This window comes from Aureimonas mangrovi, from assembly GCF_014058705.1.
Taxonomy (GTDB): Bacteria; Pseudomonadota; Alphaproteobacteria; order Rhizobiales; family Rhizobiaceae; genus Aureimonas; species Aureimonas mangrovi.
The window spans coordinates 380,376-397,970 of the sequence record NZ_CP059692.1; the positions used below are offsets into that span (position 1 = coordinate 380,376).

At 67.3% G+C, this 17,595-nt stretch carries 15 protein-coding genes; 13 read left to right on the top strand and 2 right to left on the bottom strand.

The genetic code is table 11. The features are described 5' to 3' along the window. The 3 genes from H1343_RS01755 to H1343_RS01765 are packed head-to-tail and all read left to right on the top strand — an operon-like array spanning window position 1 to window position 2,896. Window positions 1–840: a carbohydrate ABC transporter permease gene (locus H1343_RS01755; RefSeq protein WP_185984273.1), complete on the top strand. Its 840-nt coding sequence runs from the start codon at window positions 1–3 to the stop codon at window positions 838–840. 35 nt (window positions 841–875) lie between these two features. Next, entirely contained in the window at window positions 876–1,886 is a 1,011-nt protein-coding gene (locus H1343_RS01760) for a Gfo/Idh/MocA family protein (RefSeq protein ID WP_185985418.1), read from the top strand. A gap of 14 nt (window positions 1,887–1,900) precedes the next feature. After that, complete coding sequence (locus tag H1343_RS01765) at window positions 1,901–2,896, top strand: ABC transporter ATP-binding protein (RefSeq protein ID WP_185984274.1); 996 nt, start codon at window positions 1,901–1,903, stop codon at window positions 2,894–2,896. A gap of 43 nt (window positions 2,897–2,939) precedes the next feature. On the opposite strand, the gene H1343_RS01770 is transcribed toward H1343_RS01765, so the two are convergent. Further along, on the bottom strand, window positions 2,940–3,083 hold the full coding sequence (locus H1343_RS01770; protein WP_185984275.1) for a hypothetical protein: 144 nt from the start codon (window positions 3,081–3,083) through the stop codon (window positions 2,940–2,942). Window positions 3,084–3,257: 174 nt separating this feature from the next. Between H1343_RS01770 and H1343_RS01775 the strand changes: the two genes are divergently transcribed. Beyond that, window positions 3,258–5,351 carry a TonB-dependent siderophore receptor gene (locus tag H1343_RS01775; RefSeq protein ID WP_185984276.1) on the top strand — a complete coding sequence of 698 codons (2,094 nt, stop codon included), beginning with the start codon at window positions 3,258–3,260 and terminating at the stop codon, window positions 5,349–5,351. A gap of 85 nt (window positions 5,352–5,436) precedes the next feature. On the opposite strand, the gene H1343_RS01780 is transcribed toward H1343_RS01775, so the two are convergent. Beyond that, window positions 5,437–6,483, bottom strand: a complete 1,047-nt coding sequence (locus H1343_RS01780; protein ID WP_185984277.1) for a siderophore-interacting protein — start codon at window positions 6,481–6,483, stop codon at window positions 5,437–5,439. A gap of 534 nt (window positions 6,484–7,017) precedes the next feature. Between H1343_RS01780 and H1343_RS01785 the strand changes: the two genes are divergently transcribed. The 9 genes from H1343_RS01785 (at window position 7,018) to gndA (ending at window position 17,559) form a co-directional block, all read left to right on the top strand. Continuing rightward, a complete protein-coding gene (locus H1343_RS01785; RefSeq protein ID WP_185984278.1) occupies window positions 7,018–7,965 on the top strand; it encodes an ImuA family protein in 948 nt (315 codons plus the stop codon). 145 nt (window positions 7,966–8,110) lie between these two features. Next, window positions 8,111–9,529 carry a Y-family DNA polymerase gene (locus tag H1343_RS01790; protein WP_246333483.1) on the top strand — a complete coding sequence of 473 codons (1,419 nt, stop codon included), beginning with the start codon at window positions 8,111–8,113 and terminating at the stop codon, window positions 9,527–9,529. Then, entirely contained in the window at window positions 9,529–12,975 is a 3,447-nt protein-coding gene (locus H1343_RS01795) for an error-prone DNA polymerase (protein WP_185984279.1), read from the top strand. Before H1343_RS01790 ends, H1343_RS01795 begins: the two co-directional genes overlap by 1 nt. A gap of 125 nt (window positions 12,976–13,100) precedes the next feature. Further along, complete coding sequence (locus H1343_RS01800; RefSeq protein WP_185984280.1) at window positions 13,101–14,213, top strand: S-(hydroxymethyl)glutathione dehydrogenase/class III alcohol dehydrogenase; 1,113 nt, start codon at window positions 13,101–13,103, stop codon at window positions 14,211–14,213. Between the two features lie 44 nt (window positions 14,214–14,257). After that, a complete protein-coding gene (locus H1343_RS01805; RefSeq protein WP_185984281.1) occupies window positions 14,258–14,539 on the top strand; it encodes a BrnT family toxin in 282 nt (93 codons plus the stop codon). 22 nt (window positions 14,540–14,561) lie between these two features. After that, window positions 14,562–14,762, top strand: a complete 201-nt coding sequence (locus H1343_RS01810) for a BrnA antitoxin family protein (protein ID WP_246333198.1) — start codon at window positions 14,562–14,564, stop codon at window positions 14,760–14,762. 17 nt (window positions 14,763–14,779) lie between these two features. Then, complete coding sequence (locus tag H1343_RS01815) at window positions 14,780–15,244, top strand: GNAT family N-acetyltransferase (protein WP_185985420.1); 465 nt, start codon at window positions 14,780–14,782, stop codon at window positions 15,242–15,244. Between the two features lie 32 nt (window positions 15,245–15,276). Then, window positions 15,277–16,113, top strand: coding sequence for an S-formylglutathione hydrolase (fghA, locus tag H1343_RS01820; RefSeq protein WP_185984283.1), 837 nt, complete (start codon window positions 15,277–15,279; stop codon window positions 16,111–16,113). Between the two features lie 21 nt (window positions 16,114–16,134). Continuing rightward, on the top strand, window positions 16,135–17,559 hold the full coding sequence (gene gndA, locus H1343_RS01825) for an NADP-dependent phosphogluconate dehydrogenase (protein ID WP_185984284.1): 1,425 nt from the start codon (window positions 16,135–16,137) through the stop codon (window positions 17,557–17,559). The last annotated feature ends 36 nt before the right edge of the window (window positions 17,560–17,595 follow it).

The following is a 17,595-nucleotide window of genomic DNA, read 5'->3' on the forward strand; positions in this document are numbered from 1 at the left end:
ATGGCGACCGCACCCAGCCAGCGCTTCCGCATGGGCCTCGTGCACGCGGCGCTCCTCGTTTACACGGCGATCTCGCTCGTGCCGGTCCTCGTCGTCCTGATGAACTCTTTTAAAGCGCGGCGTGACATCTTCGGCTCTCCGCTGACACCGCCTTTGCCGGAAACGGCGAGCCTTGCCGGCTATCGGCAGGTGATGGCGCAGGGCGATTTCGTCCTCTACTTCCAGAACTCGCTGATCGTCACGGTCGGCTCGCTCATCTTCGTGCTGCTCTTCGGGGCGATGGCGGCCTTCGCCTTCTCCGAATACCGCTTCCGGCTGAACAGCGTCCTCGCCCTCTTCCTGGCGCTCGGCATCATGGTGCCGATCCGGCTCGGTACGGTCGCGATCCTCCAGATGATGGTGGCCGCCGGCCTCGTCAACACGCTGACGGCGCTCGTCCTCGTCTACACCGCGCAAGGGCTGCCGCTCGCCGTCTTCATCCTCTCGGAGTTCATGAAGACGGTGCCGGAGGATCTGAAGAACGCAGGCCGCGTCGACGGGCTGTCGGAATACCGCATCTTCTTCCAGCTGGTCGTGCCCTTGGTGCGCCCGGCGCTCGCCACCGTCGCGGTGTTCACGATGATCCCGATCTGGAACGATCTCTGGTTCCCGCTGATCCTGGCGCCGGGCGAGGAGACGCGCACGGTGACGCTCGGCGCGCAGATCTTCCTCGGCCAGTACGTGACGAACTGGGAGGCGGTCCTCTCGGCGCTGTCGCTCGCGATCGTGCCGATCCTCGTCCTCTACCTCATCTTCTCGCGCCAGCTCATCCGCGGCATCACGGCGGGGGCGGTGAAGTGAGGGCGTTGAGAACCCTGGTGGTCGGGCTCGGCCAGATGGGGCGCTCCCACGCCCTCGCCTATGCGCGCGACGAGGGGTTCGAGCTCGTCGGCCTCGTGAATCGTTCGGCACCCAACCTGCCGGACGAACTGACGGGCGTGCCGCTCCTTTCGGGCTTCGAGGAAGGGCTGGCGCTGAAGCCGGACCTCGTGTGCATCGCCACCTACACCGACACTCACGCCGATCTCGCGATCCGCGCGATGGAGGCCGGGGCGCATGTCTTCGTGGAGAAGCCGTTGGCCGCGAGCGTCGAAGACGCGCGGCGCGTGGTGGAGGCGGCCCAGCGGCTGAACCGCAAGCTCGTCGTCGGCTACATCCTGCGCCATCATCCGTCCTGGGTGGAGTTCGTGCGCCGGGCAAGGGCGCTGGGCGGCCCTTACGTCTTCCGCATGAACCTCAACCAGCAGTCCTCGGGCGCGGCCTGGGGCATCCACAAGCGGCTGATGAAGACCACCTCGCCGGTCGTCGACTGCGGCGTGCATTATCTTGACGTGATGCTGCAGATCACCGACGCCGCGCCTGTGGAAGTGCGCGGCATGGGGCTGCGGCTGTCCGACGAGATCGACGCGGCGCAGGTCAATTACGGCCATCTCCAGGTGTTCTTCGAGGATGGCTCCCTCGGCTGGTACGAGGCCGGCTGGGGCCCGATGATCTCGCAGGCCGCGTTCTTCGTGAAGGACGTGATGAGCCCGAACGGCTCCGTCTCGATCGTCATGGACGAGGGCGCGGCCTCCGCCGACATCGACACCCACACCAGGACCGCGCGCATCCGCGTCCATCACGCCGCTCTTTCGCCGGACGGCGGTTTCGCGAAGGCCGACGAGTTCCTGTCGATGGACGGTGAGCCCGGCCACCAGGAATTGTGCGAGGCCGAGCAGCGTTTCGTCCACCGCGCGATCGCGCAGGATCTCGACCTGTCCCGCCACATGGAGGACGCGGTGCGCTCGCTCGCCGTGGTCCTCGCCGCCGACCGCTCGATGCGCGACGGCGCGCCCGTCCGCTTTTGAGAAGGATCGCTTTGGTGCAGTCCCTGAAACTCTCCAACATCGTCAAGAGCTTCGGCAAGGTCGAGGTCCTGAAGGGCATCGACCTTGCGGTCGAGAAGGGCGAGCTCGTCGTCTTCGTCGGCCCGTCCGGCTGCGGCAAGTCCACGCTGATGCGCATCATCGCCGGGCTCGAGATGCAGACGGAAGGGACGGTGGAGATCGCCGGGCGCAACGTCGACGCCGTGGTCCCCGCCAAGCGCGGCATCGCGATGGTCTTCCAGAGCTACGCACTCTACCCCCATCTCGACGTTGCGGGAAACATGAGCCTTGCGCTGAAGCAGGACGGCGTGGCCAAGGCCGAGCGCGAGAAGCGCGTTTCGCAGGCGGCGGACTTCCTGAAACTCGCCCACCTCCTGGAGCGCCGCCCGGCGGAGCTGTCCGGCGGGCAACGCCAGCGCGTGGCGATCGGGCGCGCGGTGGTGCGCGAGCCGACGCTGTTCCTTTTCGACGAGCCGCTGTCCAATCTCGACGCGGCGTTGCGCGTCAACACGCGGCTGGAGATCGCGCGGCTGCACCGCTCGCTTGGCGCGACGATGGTTTATGTCACGCACGACCAGATCGAGGCGATGACGCTGGCTGACCGGATCGTCGTCCTCGAAGCTGGCGTGGTGCAGCAGGTCGGCCGGCCGATGGACCTCTACAACAAGCCCGCCAACATCTTCGTCGCCGGCTTCATCGGCTCGCCGAAGATGAACTTCCTCGCCGGGGAGGCGGCGGCGGAGCGCGATGCGCACACGGTCGGCATTCGTCCCGAGCACGTGCGCGTCGATCCGCAGGGCGAATGGCTCGGCCGGGTGCGCCACGCCGAGCATCTGGGCTCGGACAGCTATCTCTACGTCACGCTCGACGGCGGAGAGGAGATGACGGTGCGCATTCCGGAGGAGACGACGATCGCGGTCGACGAGACGGTCCGCCTTGCGCCGCTGCCCGGGCGCGTCCATCGCTTCGCGGCGGACGGGACGGCGCTGTAGTTCAAAGGACGCGATGGCACGACCGGCCAGCGCATCCGCCGCTTCAGGCGTTCTGCGCAGCCTCGGCGAAGCGCGGGTCGAAGGTCGCCGAGAAGCCGTCCTCGTCGGTGATGCCGTCCGGCGAGTACATGGCGCGCGAGTTCTCGAAGGCTGTCGGGGCGCCTTGTGTGACCCGCCGGCAGCACATGTGATGAATAAGCGACGCTCCGGCCGAGCTTAAGTTGACCCTCTCATTCCACTTATCGTAACGCTGACGCGTTCGCGACCCGGCCGGGCGCGACAGGGAATTCAGGGGGCATTCATGGTTTGCGGTCGACGCCTCGGCTCGTTTGGGTTCACGCTTCTGGCGTCGAGCTGCCTGATGGCAGCTGGCGCCTTGGCGCAGGGAACCGTCACGCTCGACACGGTGGTGGTCGAGGGAGACGGTACCGGCGAGGGCGGTACCGGCCCGTTCAACGGCTACGTCCCCGAAGACAGCGCCAGCGCCACCAAGGGCGACGTGCCTCTGAACGAGACCCCGCAGGCTGTCAGCGTGGTCGGCGCCGAGCAGATTTCGGATCAGGCGGCGCGCTCGGTCGTCGAGGCGACGCGCTACACCCCCGGCATCCGCTCGGAGACCTTCGGCGCCGACACGCGCAACGATTGGTTCCTCATCCGCGGCTTCACCTCGCAGATCAATAGCTACTTCCTCGACGGGCTGCAGCTCCAGTCGAGCGACAGCTTCGCGACCTGGAAGGTGAACCCCTATCTTCTGGAGCGCATCGACGTCCTTCGCGGGCCGTCCTCGGCGCTCTATGGCGGCTCCAATCCGGGCGGCCTTGTCAATCTCCAGTCCAAGCGTCCGACCTTCCAGAACCGCGGCGAGGTGTCCGTCGGCGTCAACGAGTTCGGCAATGTGTGGAGCGGAGCGGACGTCGAGGGCGTGAGCGCCGACGGTACGGTCGCCTACCGCTTCGTCGGTACCGGCAATTTCGGCGAGACGAAGGTCGATTTCACCGACAACGACCAGTTCGCGATCCTGCCGACGATCAGCTGGGCGCCGACCGAGAGCACCACGCTCAACCTCTACGCCAACATCTCAAAGCTCGAGACGCGCGGGCAGAACTTCCTGCCCTACGAGGGCACGGCGGTGGACGCGCCCTTCGGCCGCATCCCGCGCAGCCTGTTCACCGGCGAGCCGGACCTCAGCTCGTTCGAGCGCACGCAGGCGCTCGCCGGGTACGAGTTCGAGCACCGCTTCAACAACGATCTCGCAGTGCGCCAGAACCTGCGCTACGGGCGGCTGGAGATCGATTTCATCGACGTCTACGGCGTTGGATATGCTGGCGATCCGGCCGATGCACAGCTTGCGCGCGGCAATTTCCTGACGACACCGACCGTCGACCTCTTCACCGTCGACAACCAGCTCGAATGGAACGTCGAGACGGGGCCGCTCGCCCACAGCTTCCTCTTCGGTCTGGACTACAAGAACTTCCAGCTCGACGACGAGGCGGGCTACGAAGCCGGCGCGCCGCTCGACCTTCTCGATCCGAATTACGGCGAGCCGTTCTCTCTCAATTCCCGCTACAGCCTGTCGGACACCAGTCAGAGCCAGCTCGGCCTCTACGCCCAGGACAACATCAAGTTCGATCGATGGTCGCTGCTTCTGTCGGGCCGCTACGATTACGTCGACACCGATTTCGACGACAACCGCAGCGCAGCGGACCGTTTCGGCGCCGATCCGGCGTCCTTTGCCTCGAGCGAAGACGCCTTCTCGGGCCGCGCGGGCCTGATGTACAATTTCGACAACGGCCTAGCCCCGTATGCGAGCATCTCCCGCTCGTTCCTGCCGCGCACCGGCCTCGACGATCTGACGGGCGACCCATTCGAGCCGGAGGAGGCAACGCAGTACGAGGTGGGCCTGAAGTATCAGCCGACCTTCCTGCCCGGCACCCAGTTCGCCGTCTCCGTCTTTGATCTGACGCGCGACAACTTCGTCACCAGCGACGGCCTCTTCTTCAACCGCCAGATCGGCAAGGTGTCCTCGCAAGGCGTCGAACTCGAAGCCAGCGGGCAGATCACCGACGACCTGAAGGCGATCGCCTCCTACACCTGGTATGATCTCGAGGTCGAAGAGGGCAATCCGCTGGAGATCGGCAACGTGACGCCGGCGACGCCGGAGAGCTTCGCCTCGCTCTGGCTCGACTACACCGTGCCGTCCGAGCGCCTGGAAGGCCTCAGCCTCGGGGCTGGCGTGCGCTACACCGGCTCGTCCTATGCCGACACGGCCAACGAGTTTAAGGTGGACGACTACGTTCTGTTCGATGCGGCCATCCGCTACGAGAAGGACAATTTCGCCGCGGCGCTCAACGCTTCCAACCTCTTCGACGAGGAGACGGTTTCGTGCTCCAGTACCATCGCCTGCTTCTACGGCGAGGCGCGAGAGGTGAACCTGACGCTGACCTACAAATGGTGAGCTGAGGGGCACGCGGCGCGCGCGTTCGCGCCCCGCCGCCTTGCCTGGATGCCGGCCCGGCTTCGCTCTTGCGGGACCGGGTCGCTCAGTGCTCTTCGGCGACCCCGCGCCGCCAGTAGGCGGTGACCATGTGCTGCTCCTTCGGCAGCTTCAGGACCGAGCGGCAGCGGCGGCGGATCGCCTTGAAGTCGTCGAACTCGCAGCCTGCCCACACGAAGCTGTCAGCCGGCAGCGCGCTCCAGTCGAGCGCCTCGAAGCGCTCGGCGAGCCGGCCCGGCCCAGCATCGCGATGCACCCACTCGACGCTGAGGCCCGCATGGCGCCCGAGCGGCTGCTCCTCCTCCGGCCCAGCCACCTCGACGATGGCACGCGCCGTCGCGTCCTTGGGCAGCCGCTCGATGATCCGGGCGATCGCCGGGATCGCCGTCTCGTCGCCGATCAGCACCAGCGAACGACCCGGCGCCTGTTCCCCGCCGGAGGGGCCCATCATGCCGACGATGTCGCCCGGCGCCGCCTCGACCGCGAAGCGCGAGCCGGGCGTCGTGTCGCCGTCGTGGCGCAGGATGTCGATCCAGACCTCGCCGGTCGAAACATCGATGCGCCGGATCGTGTAGATCCGCGCGACCGGCGCGTCCTCGCCCTGCGGCCAGACGAGGCAGCCATCCTCGCCGAGGATCGGCCAGACCGGAGCGCGCCCCTTCGGCGGGAAGACCAGGCGCACGTGGATGCCACGCGAGAAGCTTTCGAGGTCTTCCCCCGAGAGCACCACACGGCGCATCATCGGCGTTACGTCGTAGGCCTTCACCACCCGCATCTGCCGGAAGAAGGGGGGCAGAACGCCGAGCCGTCCGTCGCCTTCCCACGCCACCTTCGGCATCGCGTCGCCTACGAACTCGCGCAGGTGATGGACGATGCCCATCTGCATGTAGGCGAGATACGTCTCGCTCGTCGCCTCGACCTCGGCGAAGATGGTCGCCTCGCGCGCCTCGAGCCGCGCGTTGCCGTAGACGATCGAGATTGTGCCGAGCGGGCCCTCATGGCTCGCCGAACCATGTTCGAGATAATGCTCGCAGAGCTCGCCGAGAATGGCGAGCGGCTGGTCGAGGGGCACCTCGCAACGGGCCTTCAGCATCGGGACGCGGCCTTCCGGTCTGCCGGCCGCCGGAAAGGCGGCGCGAAAACGAGCGTGGCTTAGCGCCCCGACCGGGCGGCGTCGAGGAAAAACCGTTCCGAGCTTCTGGAACATCAATGGTTTAGAATGATTCCTATCTTCCGCGGCGACGGGAGACGGGCGCGATGGCGGACGAGAACAAGCGGGTGAAGGCCCTTCGCAGGAAGCCGAATGGGAAGGATGCGCTCGCCTCCTGATGCCGTAGGGGCCTTGCCAAGGCAGAAGCCTCGGCGCACCCCTCGAAGGCCGCGACCCAGCGTGACGGGTCTTCGAGCTGAGGCGAGAAGCAGGGAGTTCGGACGGCCGCTAAGCGGCCGGATCGCAGCGCGCGACAGAGGCGCGGCGATCACATCGCAGGCCATCCACTCGGCGCTGGCTTTCCTCTGCTTGACTCTAGCCCGCCGCTCTGGAATCCATAAGAACATATCAGGAACATTCGTCCCGTGAGACGGATTGGACGGCCGGGCGCCATGCGCTTCGGCCGATGGGTGTCTTATGGCTTTTTTCGATGCTCGGCAGGAGCATGAGATTTCGGAAGAAGGGCCTGGCAACGACGCCCGGCCTTCCGTTGTCGCCGCCAGACTGGAGCGGCTGCGCCTCGCGATCGCCCGGATCGAGGATCGCGGCGATCCATCGGGGCGGGGTCGTGGAGTGAACCGGGCCGGGGCGCAATCCGCCCGCAAAGTGCCCGATCTCCTCTCCCTTGGTCATGCGCGTCTCGACGCCTGTCTGTCGGGCGGGCTCTCGCGGGCGGGGTTGACCGAGATCCGGGTGCGCGAGACGCGCGAAAGCGGAGCCGCGACGGGACTTTGCCTGGCGCTCGCCGTGCTTCTGGGCGCCGAACGCCGCCATCCGCTCCTGTGGATCGGCCAGGGCAACGGCTTTGCCGAGGCGGGAAGCGCCTGCCGCGCGGGTGTCGCCGGGTTCGGCCTCGACCCCCGCGCGCTGGTGACGGTCTGCGCGCGCCGGACGCAGGATGCCGTATGGGCCGGCGAGGAAGCCGCGCGTTCGGGTGCCCCCTCGCTCACGGTCCTGGAGATTCGCGGCAATCCGAAGCTCCTGTCGCTGGAGGGCACGCGGCGCCTGCATCTGCGGGCGCGCGAAAGCGGACGGCCCTTCATCCTCCTGCGCCAGAGCGCGTCGGCCGAGACGACGACCGCCCCCGTGCGCATCTGCGTCCTGCCCCATCCGGCTGCGCCCGTGCGCGCGATAGCCGGCCAGAACAGGCTGATCGGCGCGCCGGTCTTTCGCCTGCGCGTGGAGAAGGCGCCGGGCGGGCGCAGCGGTGAATTCCTTCTGGAGTGGAACGTCCATGACAAGCGATTCGACATCTTCGCCGCGTCCCGTGCCGCAGCGCTTCCTCGCCCTGTGGCTGCCCTTCCTTTCGACCGACCGGTTGCGGCGGGCCGAACTCGGCCCGGCCTGGCGATCGGACGCGCCTGAGGGGCGGGCGCGACACGTTCTCGCGCAACCTGCCTTCTCCTTCGCCGAGGTACCCGGCAGCGCCCATCGCGCGCGCGGGGCGGTGACATCGTCGCCGGTCGCGGCCGGCGGCAACGGCCCCGCACCGCTCGTGCTCTTCGAGAAGGTGGAGGGCGCGCTTCGCCTCTGCGCGCTCTGCGAAAGCGCGCAGGCGCTCGGCCTGTCTCCCGGCCTTGGGCTCGCGGAGGCACGCGCCCGGTTTCCAGGTCTTGACGCGCGTCCTGCCGACGAGGGCGCGCTGGCGCGGCTTCTGGACGATCTCGCCTGCTGGTGCGAGCGCTGGACGCCGCTGGTGGCGTTCGACGGGCCCGACGGGCTGATCCTCGACATTTCCGGCTGTGCGCATCTGTTCGGTGGCGAAGCGGCCATGCTGACCGACATCGTGCGGCGCCTTCGCGCGCAGGGGATCGCCGGGCAGGCCGCGGTCGCCGCCCATGCGGCCACGGCCCGCGCCCTCGCGCGCCATGCGCCCGGCACGGTGCTGGCCGCCGGCGCTGCGGTGGACGCGCTTTCGCCTCTGCCGGCTGCGGCGCTCGGGCCCGAGCCGCGCACCGCCGCCCTCCTGTCTCGACTCGGCCTGAAGCGCGTCGGCGACGTCCTCGCGCTGCCGCGCGCCGGTGCCGCGCGTCGCTTCGGGCCGGATTTCATGCGGCGGCTGGACGAGGCGACCGGGCGCGCGAGAAGCCCGATCGGCCCGCGGCGGCCGGTGCCGCTCATCCTTCACGAGCAGCGCCTGTTCGAGCCTGTCTCGCGCCAGGAGGACATCCTGCGGATCGCCGAAGTGCTGGCCGCCCGCGTCGCAGGCGACCTCGAGCGGCGCGGCGAAGGCGCCCGGCGCCTGGAACTCGCTTTGTTCCGTGTCGACGGGGCGGTCGAACGCATCGACGTCGCCTTGTCGCGCCCGGCGCGAAACCCGGCCCGCCTGTCGCGCCTTTTCAAGGAACGCCTGACGGCGGGCGGCGAGGAGCGCGACGCAGGCTTCGGCTACGATCTCGTGCGGCTCTGCGTCCTCGTCGCCGATCCGCTGGACGAGACGCAGGCAACGTTCGCCGAGGCGTCGGGCGAGCGCCGCGAGCCGGTTGAGGCGCTGATCGACCGGCTGAGCGCGCGCCTCGGGGAGGTTGCCGTCCACGGCCTCGACGCAGTGGAAAGCCACCGGCCCGAACGCGCGCAGATCCGTCGTCCGGGAATGGGCGGAGAGTGCGCTGCGCGGGCGCTCCTGCCCGAGGCGCAGATCGCCCCGCGGCCCCTGCGGCTTCTCGCCCCGCCCGAGCCGGTGGAGACGACGGCCGAGGTGCCCGAGGGCGCGCCGGCGCTCTTTCGCTGGCGCCGTGCGCTGCACAGGGTGTGCCGCGTCGAGGGCCCGGAGCGCATCGCGCCCGAATGGTGGCGCACTGATGCCGGTGAGACGCGCGACTACTGGCGCGTGGAAGACGAGGCCGGGCGGCGCTTCTGGCTCTATCGCGAGGGTCGCTACGGCGAGGCGCGCCGGCCTGCCTGGTATCTGCATGGGCTGTTCGCCTGATGGCCAGGGCCCGGAAACAGGGGTTCTTCCCGGCTCGGGATGGGTTTTGCGAACTCGGCGTCGCCTCGAATTTCTCGTTCCTGCGCGGCGCCTCGCACCCGAAGGAGCTCGTCGTCGCCGCCAAGCTTCTGGGCCTTGGCGGCATCGGCCTTGCCGATCGAAACACGGTGGCCGGCGTCGTGCGCGCCTACCAGCAGGCGCGCGAGGAGGCCTATGCCTTTCGGCCCGGCGCCCGGCTCGTCTTCTGCGACGGCACCCCCGACATTCTCGCCTATCCGCGCGACCGCGAGGGCTGGGGCCGGCTCTGCCGGCTCCTGACGCTCGGCAATCTTCGCGCGCAAAAGGGAAGCTGCCTTCTTTATCTCCGCGATCTCCTGGAATGGGGCGATGGGCTCAATCTCGCGCTGATCGCCCCCGATGCGCTGGGGGCGGTCGGGCCGGCCTTCGAAACCGCGCAGGATCTTTGCCGGCGCTCGCTCGCTCCTCTTGCCGAGCGGTTCGAGATGCGCGTGCGCCTTGCGGCCGCCGCGCGGCACGACGGGCTCGACGCGCGTCGCTTGTCGCTCGCGGCGCGGATCGCCGGGGAGGAAGGTGCGCCCCTGATGGCCACGAACGATGTGTTCTGCCATGTCGAGGGCCGCCGCCCGATGCAGGACGTCCTCACCGCCATCCGCGAGCATGTGCCGCTCGACGAAGCGGGCTTCCTTCTGTCCAGGAACGCCGAACGCCATCTGAAGCCGCTGGACGAGATGGCTTTCCTGTTCCGCGATCACCCTGATGCGTTGGACGAAAGCAGCCGCTTCTTCTTGGAGCTTTCCTTCGACCTGAAGAGCCTGAAATACGTCTACCCGGAGGAAAAGCTCAGGCTCGGCCGCACGCCGGCAGAGGAGTTGCGGCACCTTGCCTATCAGGGTGCGAAGGCGCGCTATCCGGAGGGCGTTCCGAACAAGGTGCTCGGGCAGATCGAATACGAGCTGAAGCTCATCGGGAAACTGGAATACGAGCCCTATTTCATCACGGTCCAGCGCATCGTGGAGGCAGCCCGGCGCATGGGCATCCTGTGCCAGGGCCGGGGATCTGCGGCCAATTCCACCGTCTGCTACTGCATCGGCGTGACCGAGGTTAATCCGGCGCTGGCCGACCTTCTCTTCGAGCGCTTCATCTCGGAGGACCGCGCCGAGCCTCCCGACATCGACATCGATTTCGAGCACGAGCGCCGGGCGGAGATCATCGAATGGATCTTCGAGGAATACGGGCGCGACTCGGCGGCTCTGGCGGCGACCGTCATCTCCTATCGCGCCCGCTCGGCCGCGCGAGAGGTCGGCAAGGCCTTCGGTCTGTCGGAGGATGCGGTCGCCGCCCTGTCCGGCTCGGTCTGGGGCTATTCCTCCTCGGACCTCGGGGAGCGCGAGGCCCGTGCGGCGGGACTCGCCGAGGCCGACATGACGACACGCAACGTCCTCGATTTCTGCGCCGAGATCTCGGGTTTTCCGCGCCATCTGTCGCAGCATGTCGGCGGCTTCGTGCTGACGCGCGGACGCGTGGACGAGACGGTGCCGATCCTGAACTCGGCGATGGAGGGCCGCACCATCGTCGAATGGGACAAGGACGATCTCGAAGAGCTGGAAATCCTCAAGATCGACATACTCGCGCTCGGCATGCTGTCCTGCCTGAAGCGCGGCTTCGAGATGCTCGAGAAGCATTATGGACGGCGACTGTCGCTCGCGAGCGTCCCGCTGGAGGAGAAGCGGCACGAACGCGACGAGGACGGGCCAACATGGAAGATGACCCATCGGGCCGACACGCTCGGTGTCTTCCAGATCGAGAGCCGGGCGCAGATGTCGATGCTGCCCAAGATGCGGCCGAAGGTCTTCTACGACCTCGTCATCCAGGTCGCGATCGTGCGGCCTGGCCCGATCCAGGGCAACATGGTGCATCCTTATTTGAAGCGGCGCATGAAGCTGGAGCCTGTTACCTATCCCAGCGAGAAGCTCAGAAGGGTTCTGGAGCGCACGCAAGGGGTGCCGCTGTTCCAGGAACAGGCAATGCAGATCGCCATTGTGGCGGCGGGCTTCGAGCCGGCAGAAGCCGACAGATTGCGCCGCGCCATGGCGACCTTCAAACGCTCGGGCGAGGTGGGCAGTTTCAAGACCAAGATGATCGAAGGCATGGTCGCCAACGGCTATGAACGCGATTTCGCCGAACGCTGCTTCAGCCAGATCGAGGGGTTCGGCGAGTATGGCTTTCCGGAAAGCCATGCGGCCTCCTTCGCGCTCCTCGTCTATGCCTCGTGCTGGCTGAAATGCCATTATCCGGACGTCTTCGCGGCCGCGATCCTGAACGCCCAGCCGATGGGCTTCTACGCGCCGGCCCAGCTCGTGCGGGACGCGCGCGAGCACGGTGTCGAGATGCGACCGGTCTCGGTCAACGATTCCCATTGGGACCAGACGCTAGAGCCGGCCGATTTCCAGCCTTCGCGCATCGTCGCGCGCCATCGCGAAATGGCCGGCGCGATCAAGACGCGCCATGCCGTGCGTCTCGGGTTTCGGCAGGTGAAGGGACTGCCCGAGGCCGAAATGCGGCGTATCGCCTGGATCCGCGAGACGGGCACGCCCTTCGATTCGGTGCGCGACCTGTGGCTGCGCACCGGCGCCTCGCGGCGCACCGTCGAGCGGCTGGCCGACGCGGACGCCTTCGCCTGCCTCGGCCTGACGCGGCGCGAGGCCCTGTGGGCGGCGCGTGCGCTCGACGAGGCAGGGGCGGCCGAGCGCCTGCCGCTCTTCGATACGGCTGACCGCAAGGATCTGCAATCGGAGACCGAGGCGGTGCTGCCGCCGATGCCGTTGGGCGAGGAGGTCGTGAACGACTACCGCTTCCTGTCGCTCACGCTGCGCGCCCATCCCCTCTCATTCCTGCGCGCGGAACTGCGTCGGCGCTCCATCCTGACCTGCGCCGCATCCGCCGAAACCCCGTCCGGGCGGCGCGTCTCGGTCAGCGGTCTTGTCCTAATCCGGCAAAGGCCGGGCTCGGCCAAGGGCATCATCTTCATCACCGTCGAAGACGAGACCGGCATCGCCAACGTCATCGTGAAGCCGACGGTGTTCGAACGCTTCCGCTCGCAGGTGCTCGGGGCCCGGCTGATGCGGGTTCACGGGCGGGTGCAGTCGGACCGGGGGGTCGTGCATCTCCTGGCCGAGACGATCGAGGATCTGTCGCCGCTTCTGTCGCGCATCGCCGAGGGTGGGCTCGATGGCGCGCAGACGCTTCAGCCGACCGACCACGTGAAGAGCCCGTTGCGTGCGCCGACCCCGCCGCGCGGCAGGCCGACCGTGTCGCCACGGATCACCGAGGCGGCCGCCGCGCTCGGCTCGGCGCTGGCGCGGGCCGACGAGGTCCGGCGGCCAGGCCCTTCCCCCTTCCTGCCCAAGAGCCGCGACTTCCATTGATGCGGACGGGCCATGCCGGTAAATGACGCCGCGATTGTTCCATCTGGTGTCGCACTTTCGGGCGACGGTCGCTAGAAGCCGCACTAGTCTCGCGCCAACCGAGCGAAGACGACAAGGAGACCATCATGCAGACACGTGCCGCTGTCGCCTGGGAAGCCGCAAAGCCATTGACCATCGAGACCGTCGAGATCGGCGGGCCGAAGGCCGGCGAAGTCCTCGTCGAGATCATGGCGACGGGCGTCTGCCACACCGACGCCTACACGCTCTCGGGGCTCGATTCGGAAGGAAAGTTCCCGGCGATCCTCGGCCACGAGGGCGCGGGCATTGTGCGCGAAGTCGGCGCGGGCGTGACCTCCGTGAAGCCGGGCGATCATGTGATCCCGCTCTACACGCCCGAATGCCGCCAGTGCAAAAGCTGCCTGTCGCGCCGCACGAACCTGTGCACCGCCATCCGCTCCACACAGGGGCAGGGCGTGATGCCGGACGGCACGTCGCGCTTCTCCTGCGAAGGCGGCGAGGTGTTCCACTACATGGGCTGCTCGACCTTCGCCAACTTCACCGTCCTGCCGGAGATCGCGGTGGCGAAGGTGCGCGAGGACGCCCCCTTCGACAAGATCTGCTACATCGGCTGCGGCGTGACGACGGGCATCGGCGCGGTGATCTACACGGCCAAGGTCTGGCCGGGCGCGAACGTCGTCGTCTTCGGCCTCGGCGGCATCGGGCTCAACGTCATCCAGGGCGCGAAGATGGTGGGTGCCGACAGGATCATCGGCGTCGACATCAATCCGAGCAAGGTGGAGATGGCGAAGAAGTTCGGCATGACCGACTTCGTCAATCCGCGCGAGGTCGGCAACGACAAGGTCGTGCAGGCGATCCAGGATCTCACCGGCGGCGGGGCGGACTTCTCCTTCGACGCGACAGGCAACACGGCCGTGATGCGCCAGGCGCTGGAATGCTGCCATCGCGGCTGGGGCGAATCGATCGTCATCGGCGTCGCGGAAGCGGGCAAGGAGATCGCCACGCGCCCCTTCCAGCTCGTCACCGGCCGCGTCTGGAAGGGCACGGCCTTCGGTGGCGCGCGCGGGCGCACGGACGTTCCGAAGATCGTCGACTGGTACATGGACGGCAAGATCAACATCGACGATCTGATCACCCACACCATGCCGCTGGACGAGATCAACACCGCCTTCGACCTCATGCACGAGGGAAAGTCGATCCGCTCGGTGGTCATCTACTGATTGAAGTTCCAAGGCTTGATCTCCATTAAGCGTCGGTACATTTAATGGAGATCGGCTACGATCCGGCCAAGCGCCGGAAGACGCTGGACGAGCGCGGCATCGATTTCGTGGATGCCGTGCTTGTCTTCGCCGGGGCGACGCTGACGCTTGAGGATGTGCGCTTCGACTATGGCGAAGCGCGATTTCAGACGTACGGCGTCCTTCGCGAGCGGATCGTGATGGTCGTCTGGACGGCAAGGGGCGAAAGCCGGCACGTCATTTCGATGAGGCACTGCCATGAGCGCGAAGCCAGAAAAGTCCGAGAGCAGCTGGATCGACCCCGATGATGCGCCGGCATGGACAGATGAAATGTTCGAGCGTGCCGATCTCTACCACGGGGAGACGCTGATCCGGCGCGGCCGTCCAAAGGTCGAGCATCCCAAGCAGCGCGTGACGCTTCGGCTGGACGAGGACGTCGTCTCGGCCCTTCGCGCTTCCGGCCGTGGTTGGCAGACGCGTGTCAACCAGGCCCTGCGCGAGTGGATCGAGAAGGGCGCGGCAGCGCGGTGACGAGCGGGGCGAATGGCGTGACGGGCGACCGAAGCAGGTGCGACGAGGATTGGCGCTGGTCACGTTTCGGCGATCTTTCGGGCCGCGAGGTTCACGACCTCCTGAAGCTGCGCGTGGAGGTCTTCGTTGTCGAGCAGGCCTGTGCTTTTGCCGAGATCGATGGTCTCGACATCGAGGCCCTGCATCTGCGCGTCCTTTGCGAGCACACGCTCGCGGGATGCCTGCGCATCCTCGCCGACGATGACGGCGCGCCGCGTATCGGGCGCATCGTCACCTCGCCTTCTGCGCGGGGGTCGGGGCTCGGTCATCGCATGATGGAGGCCGCCGTCGCCCGCTGCACCGAACTGCATCCCGGCGAAGCCATCGTGCTATCCGCGCAGGCCCATCTGCAGAACTTCTACGCCGCGCACGGTTTCATCCCCGCCTCCGGTGCCTATCTGGAGGACGGCATTGCCCATGTGGACATGCGCCGGCCGGCGTGACGTCCCGATTCCGAACGAGGAGAGCGTAGCCAGTGGAGACCATCTCGACGTCGAAGGCGCATGGCGGAACACAGGGCGTCTATCGCCACCGCTCGCGCACCACCGATTGCGACATGACCTTCGCGGTCTTCGTTCCAGAGCATCAAGCCGGGCAGAAACTGCCCGTCGTGTGGTTTCTTTCAGGTCTCACCTGCACGCACCAGAACGCCATGGACAAGGGTGAGTACCGCAGGGCGGCCGCGGAGCACGGGCTGATCGTCGTGCTGCCCGACACGAGCCCGCGCGGAGACCATGTGCCCGACGACAAGGACGATTGGAAGTTCGGCTCCGGTGCCGGTTTCTACGTCGACGCGACGCAGGCGCCCTACGCCGAGAACTATCGCATGTACTCCTACGTCACCGAGGAACTGCCGGCCTATCTCGCGGTCAACTTCCCGGCCGACACCGACCGCATGGCGATCATGGGCCATTCGATGGGCGGTCACGGCGCGCTGACGATCGCCCTGAAGAACCCCGAGTTCTATCGCAGCTGCTCGGCGCTCGCCCCGATCGTCAAGCCGACGGCGGCGGGCTGGTCGCGCCCTGCGCTCGACCGGTATCTCGGCCATGACGAGCGGGCGCAGCGGGCCTACGATGCCTGTCTCCTGATCGAGGACGGCAAGCGGTTTCCCGAATTCTACGTCGACCAGGGAAGCGCCGATACATTCCTCGAGGACGGGCTGAAGCCCGAGCTACTGAAAGAGGCCTGTGAAAAGGCGGGCATCCCCCTGACGCTGAACATGCGGGAAGGGTACGACCACTCCTACAATTTCATCTCGACCTTCATGGGCGATCATCTGGCGTATCACGCCGGGCGCCTTCGAGGCTGAACGGACGGCACGGAGGCAGTCATGGCACAGGCGGCGACGAAGATCGGCGTGGTGGGGCTCGGCACGATGGGCGCGAATCTCGTGCTCAACATCGCCAGCCACGGTTTCGGGACGACGGGCTTCGACCCCGTGCCCGATAAGGTTGCGGACCTGGCGAAGGCGGTCGGCGGGATCGGCGGCAGCTACGTGTCGGTCGGCTCGCTCTCCGAGATGGTGCAGGCGATCGAAGCGCCGCGCATCGTCCTGATGATGGTGCCGGCCGGCCCCATCGTCGACCAGCAGATCGAGGCTCTGACGCCGCTCCTGTCAAAGGGCGACATCATCGTCGACGCCGGCAACACCGATTTCAACGACACGATCCGGCGCACCAAGGCGCTGGAGGGCTCGGGTCTGCTTTACTGCGGCATCGGCGTTTCGGGCGGCGAACTCGGCGCGCGCTACGGCGCCTCGATCATGGCCGGCGGCCCGCCGGAAGCCTACGCCATCCTCGAACCGATCCTCAGCGCGATCGCCGCGCGGCACGAAGGCGAGCCCTGCGTGGCCTATCTGGGGACCGACGGGGCCGGCAATTTCGTCAAGACCATCCACAACGGCATCGAATATGCCGACATGCAGATGATCGCCGAGATCTACGGCATCATGCGCGACGGGCTGAATCTCGACAACGCGGCGATGTCGAAGATCTTCTCGCGCTGGAACGAGGGCGGGCTGCAGTCCTATCTCATCGAGATAACCGGGGTCGTTCTGGCCGAGAAGGACCCCGAGACGGGCAAGGACCTCGTCGACCTGATCGTCGATTCGGCCGGTCAGAAGGGTACGGGCCGCTGGGCCGTGATCGAGGCGCAGAAGCTCGGTGCGGGCGCGACGACGCTGGAGGCCGCCGTCTCGGCGCGCTCGATTTCGTCGCGCCTTCAGGAGCGGGCCCAGGCCGCCGAAGTCTATGCCGGCCTCACCGCCACGCAGCCGGAGTTTGCCGGTGACGACGCGGGTATCGCCGAACTGGAGGCGGCACTGGAAACCGCTAAGATCATCGCCTATGCGCAAGGCTTCGCGGTGATGCAGACCGCGTCGAAGGATTACGGCTGGGAACTGCCGCTCGGCACCATCGCCCGGATCTGGCGTGCCGGCTGCATCATCCGCTCGCGCTTCCTCGACGACATCGCGGCCGGCTACGACAAAGGCTCGGTGGCGAACCTGCTTCTGGCGCCAGACTTCGTCGAGCGCGTCTCGAAGGGCGAGGGCGCCCTGCGGCGCACCGTCTCGCGCGCCACGCTGGCCGGCCTGCCGGTGCCGGCGCTTTCGGCGGCGCTCGCCTATTTCGACGACTACCGGCGCGCGCGCGGTACGGCGAACCTCACGCAGGGACAACGCGATCTCTTCGGCGCGCACACCTTCCAACGTACCGATCGCGAAGGCACTTTCCATCACAAATGGCCGGCGGTCTGACGACCGTCGCATCTCTTCCGAACGTTTCGCGCAAGC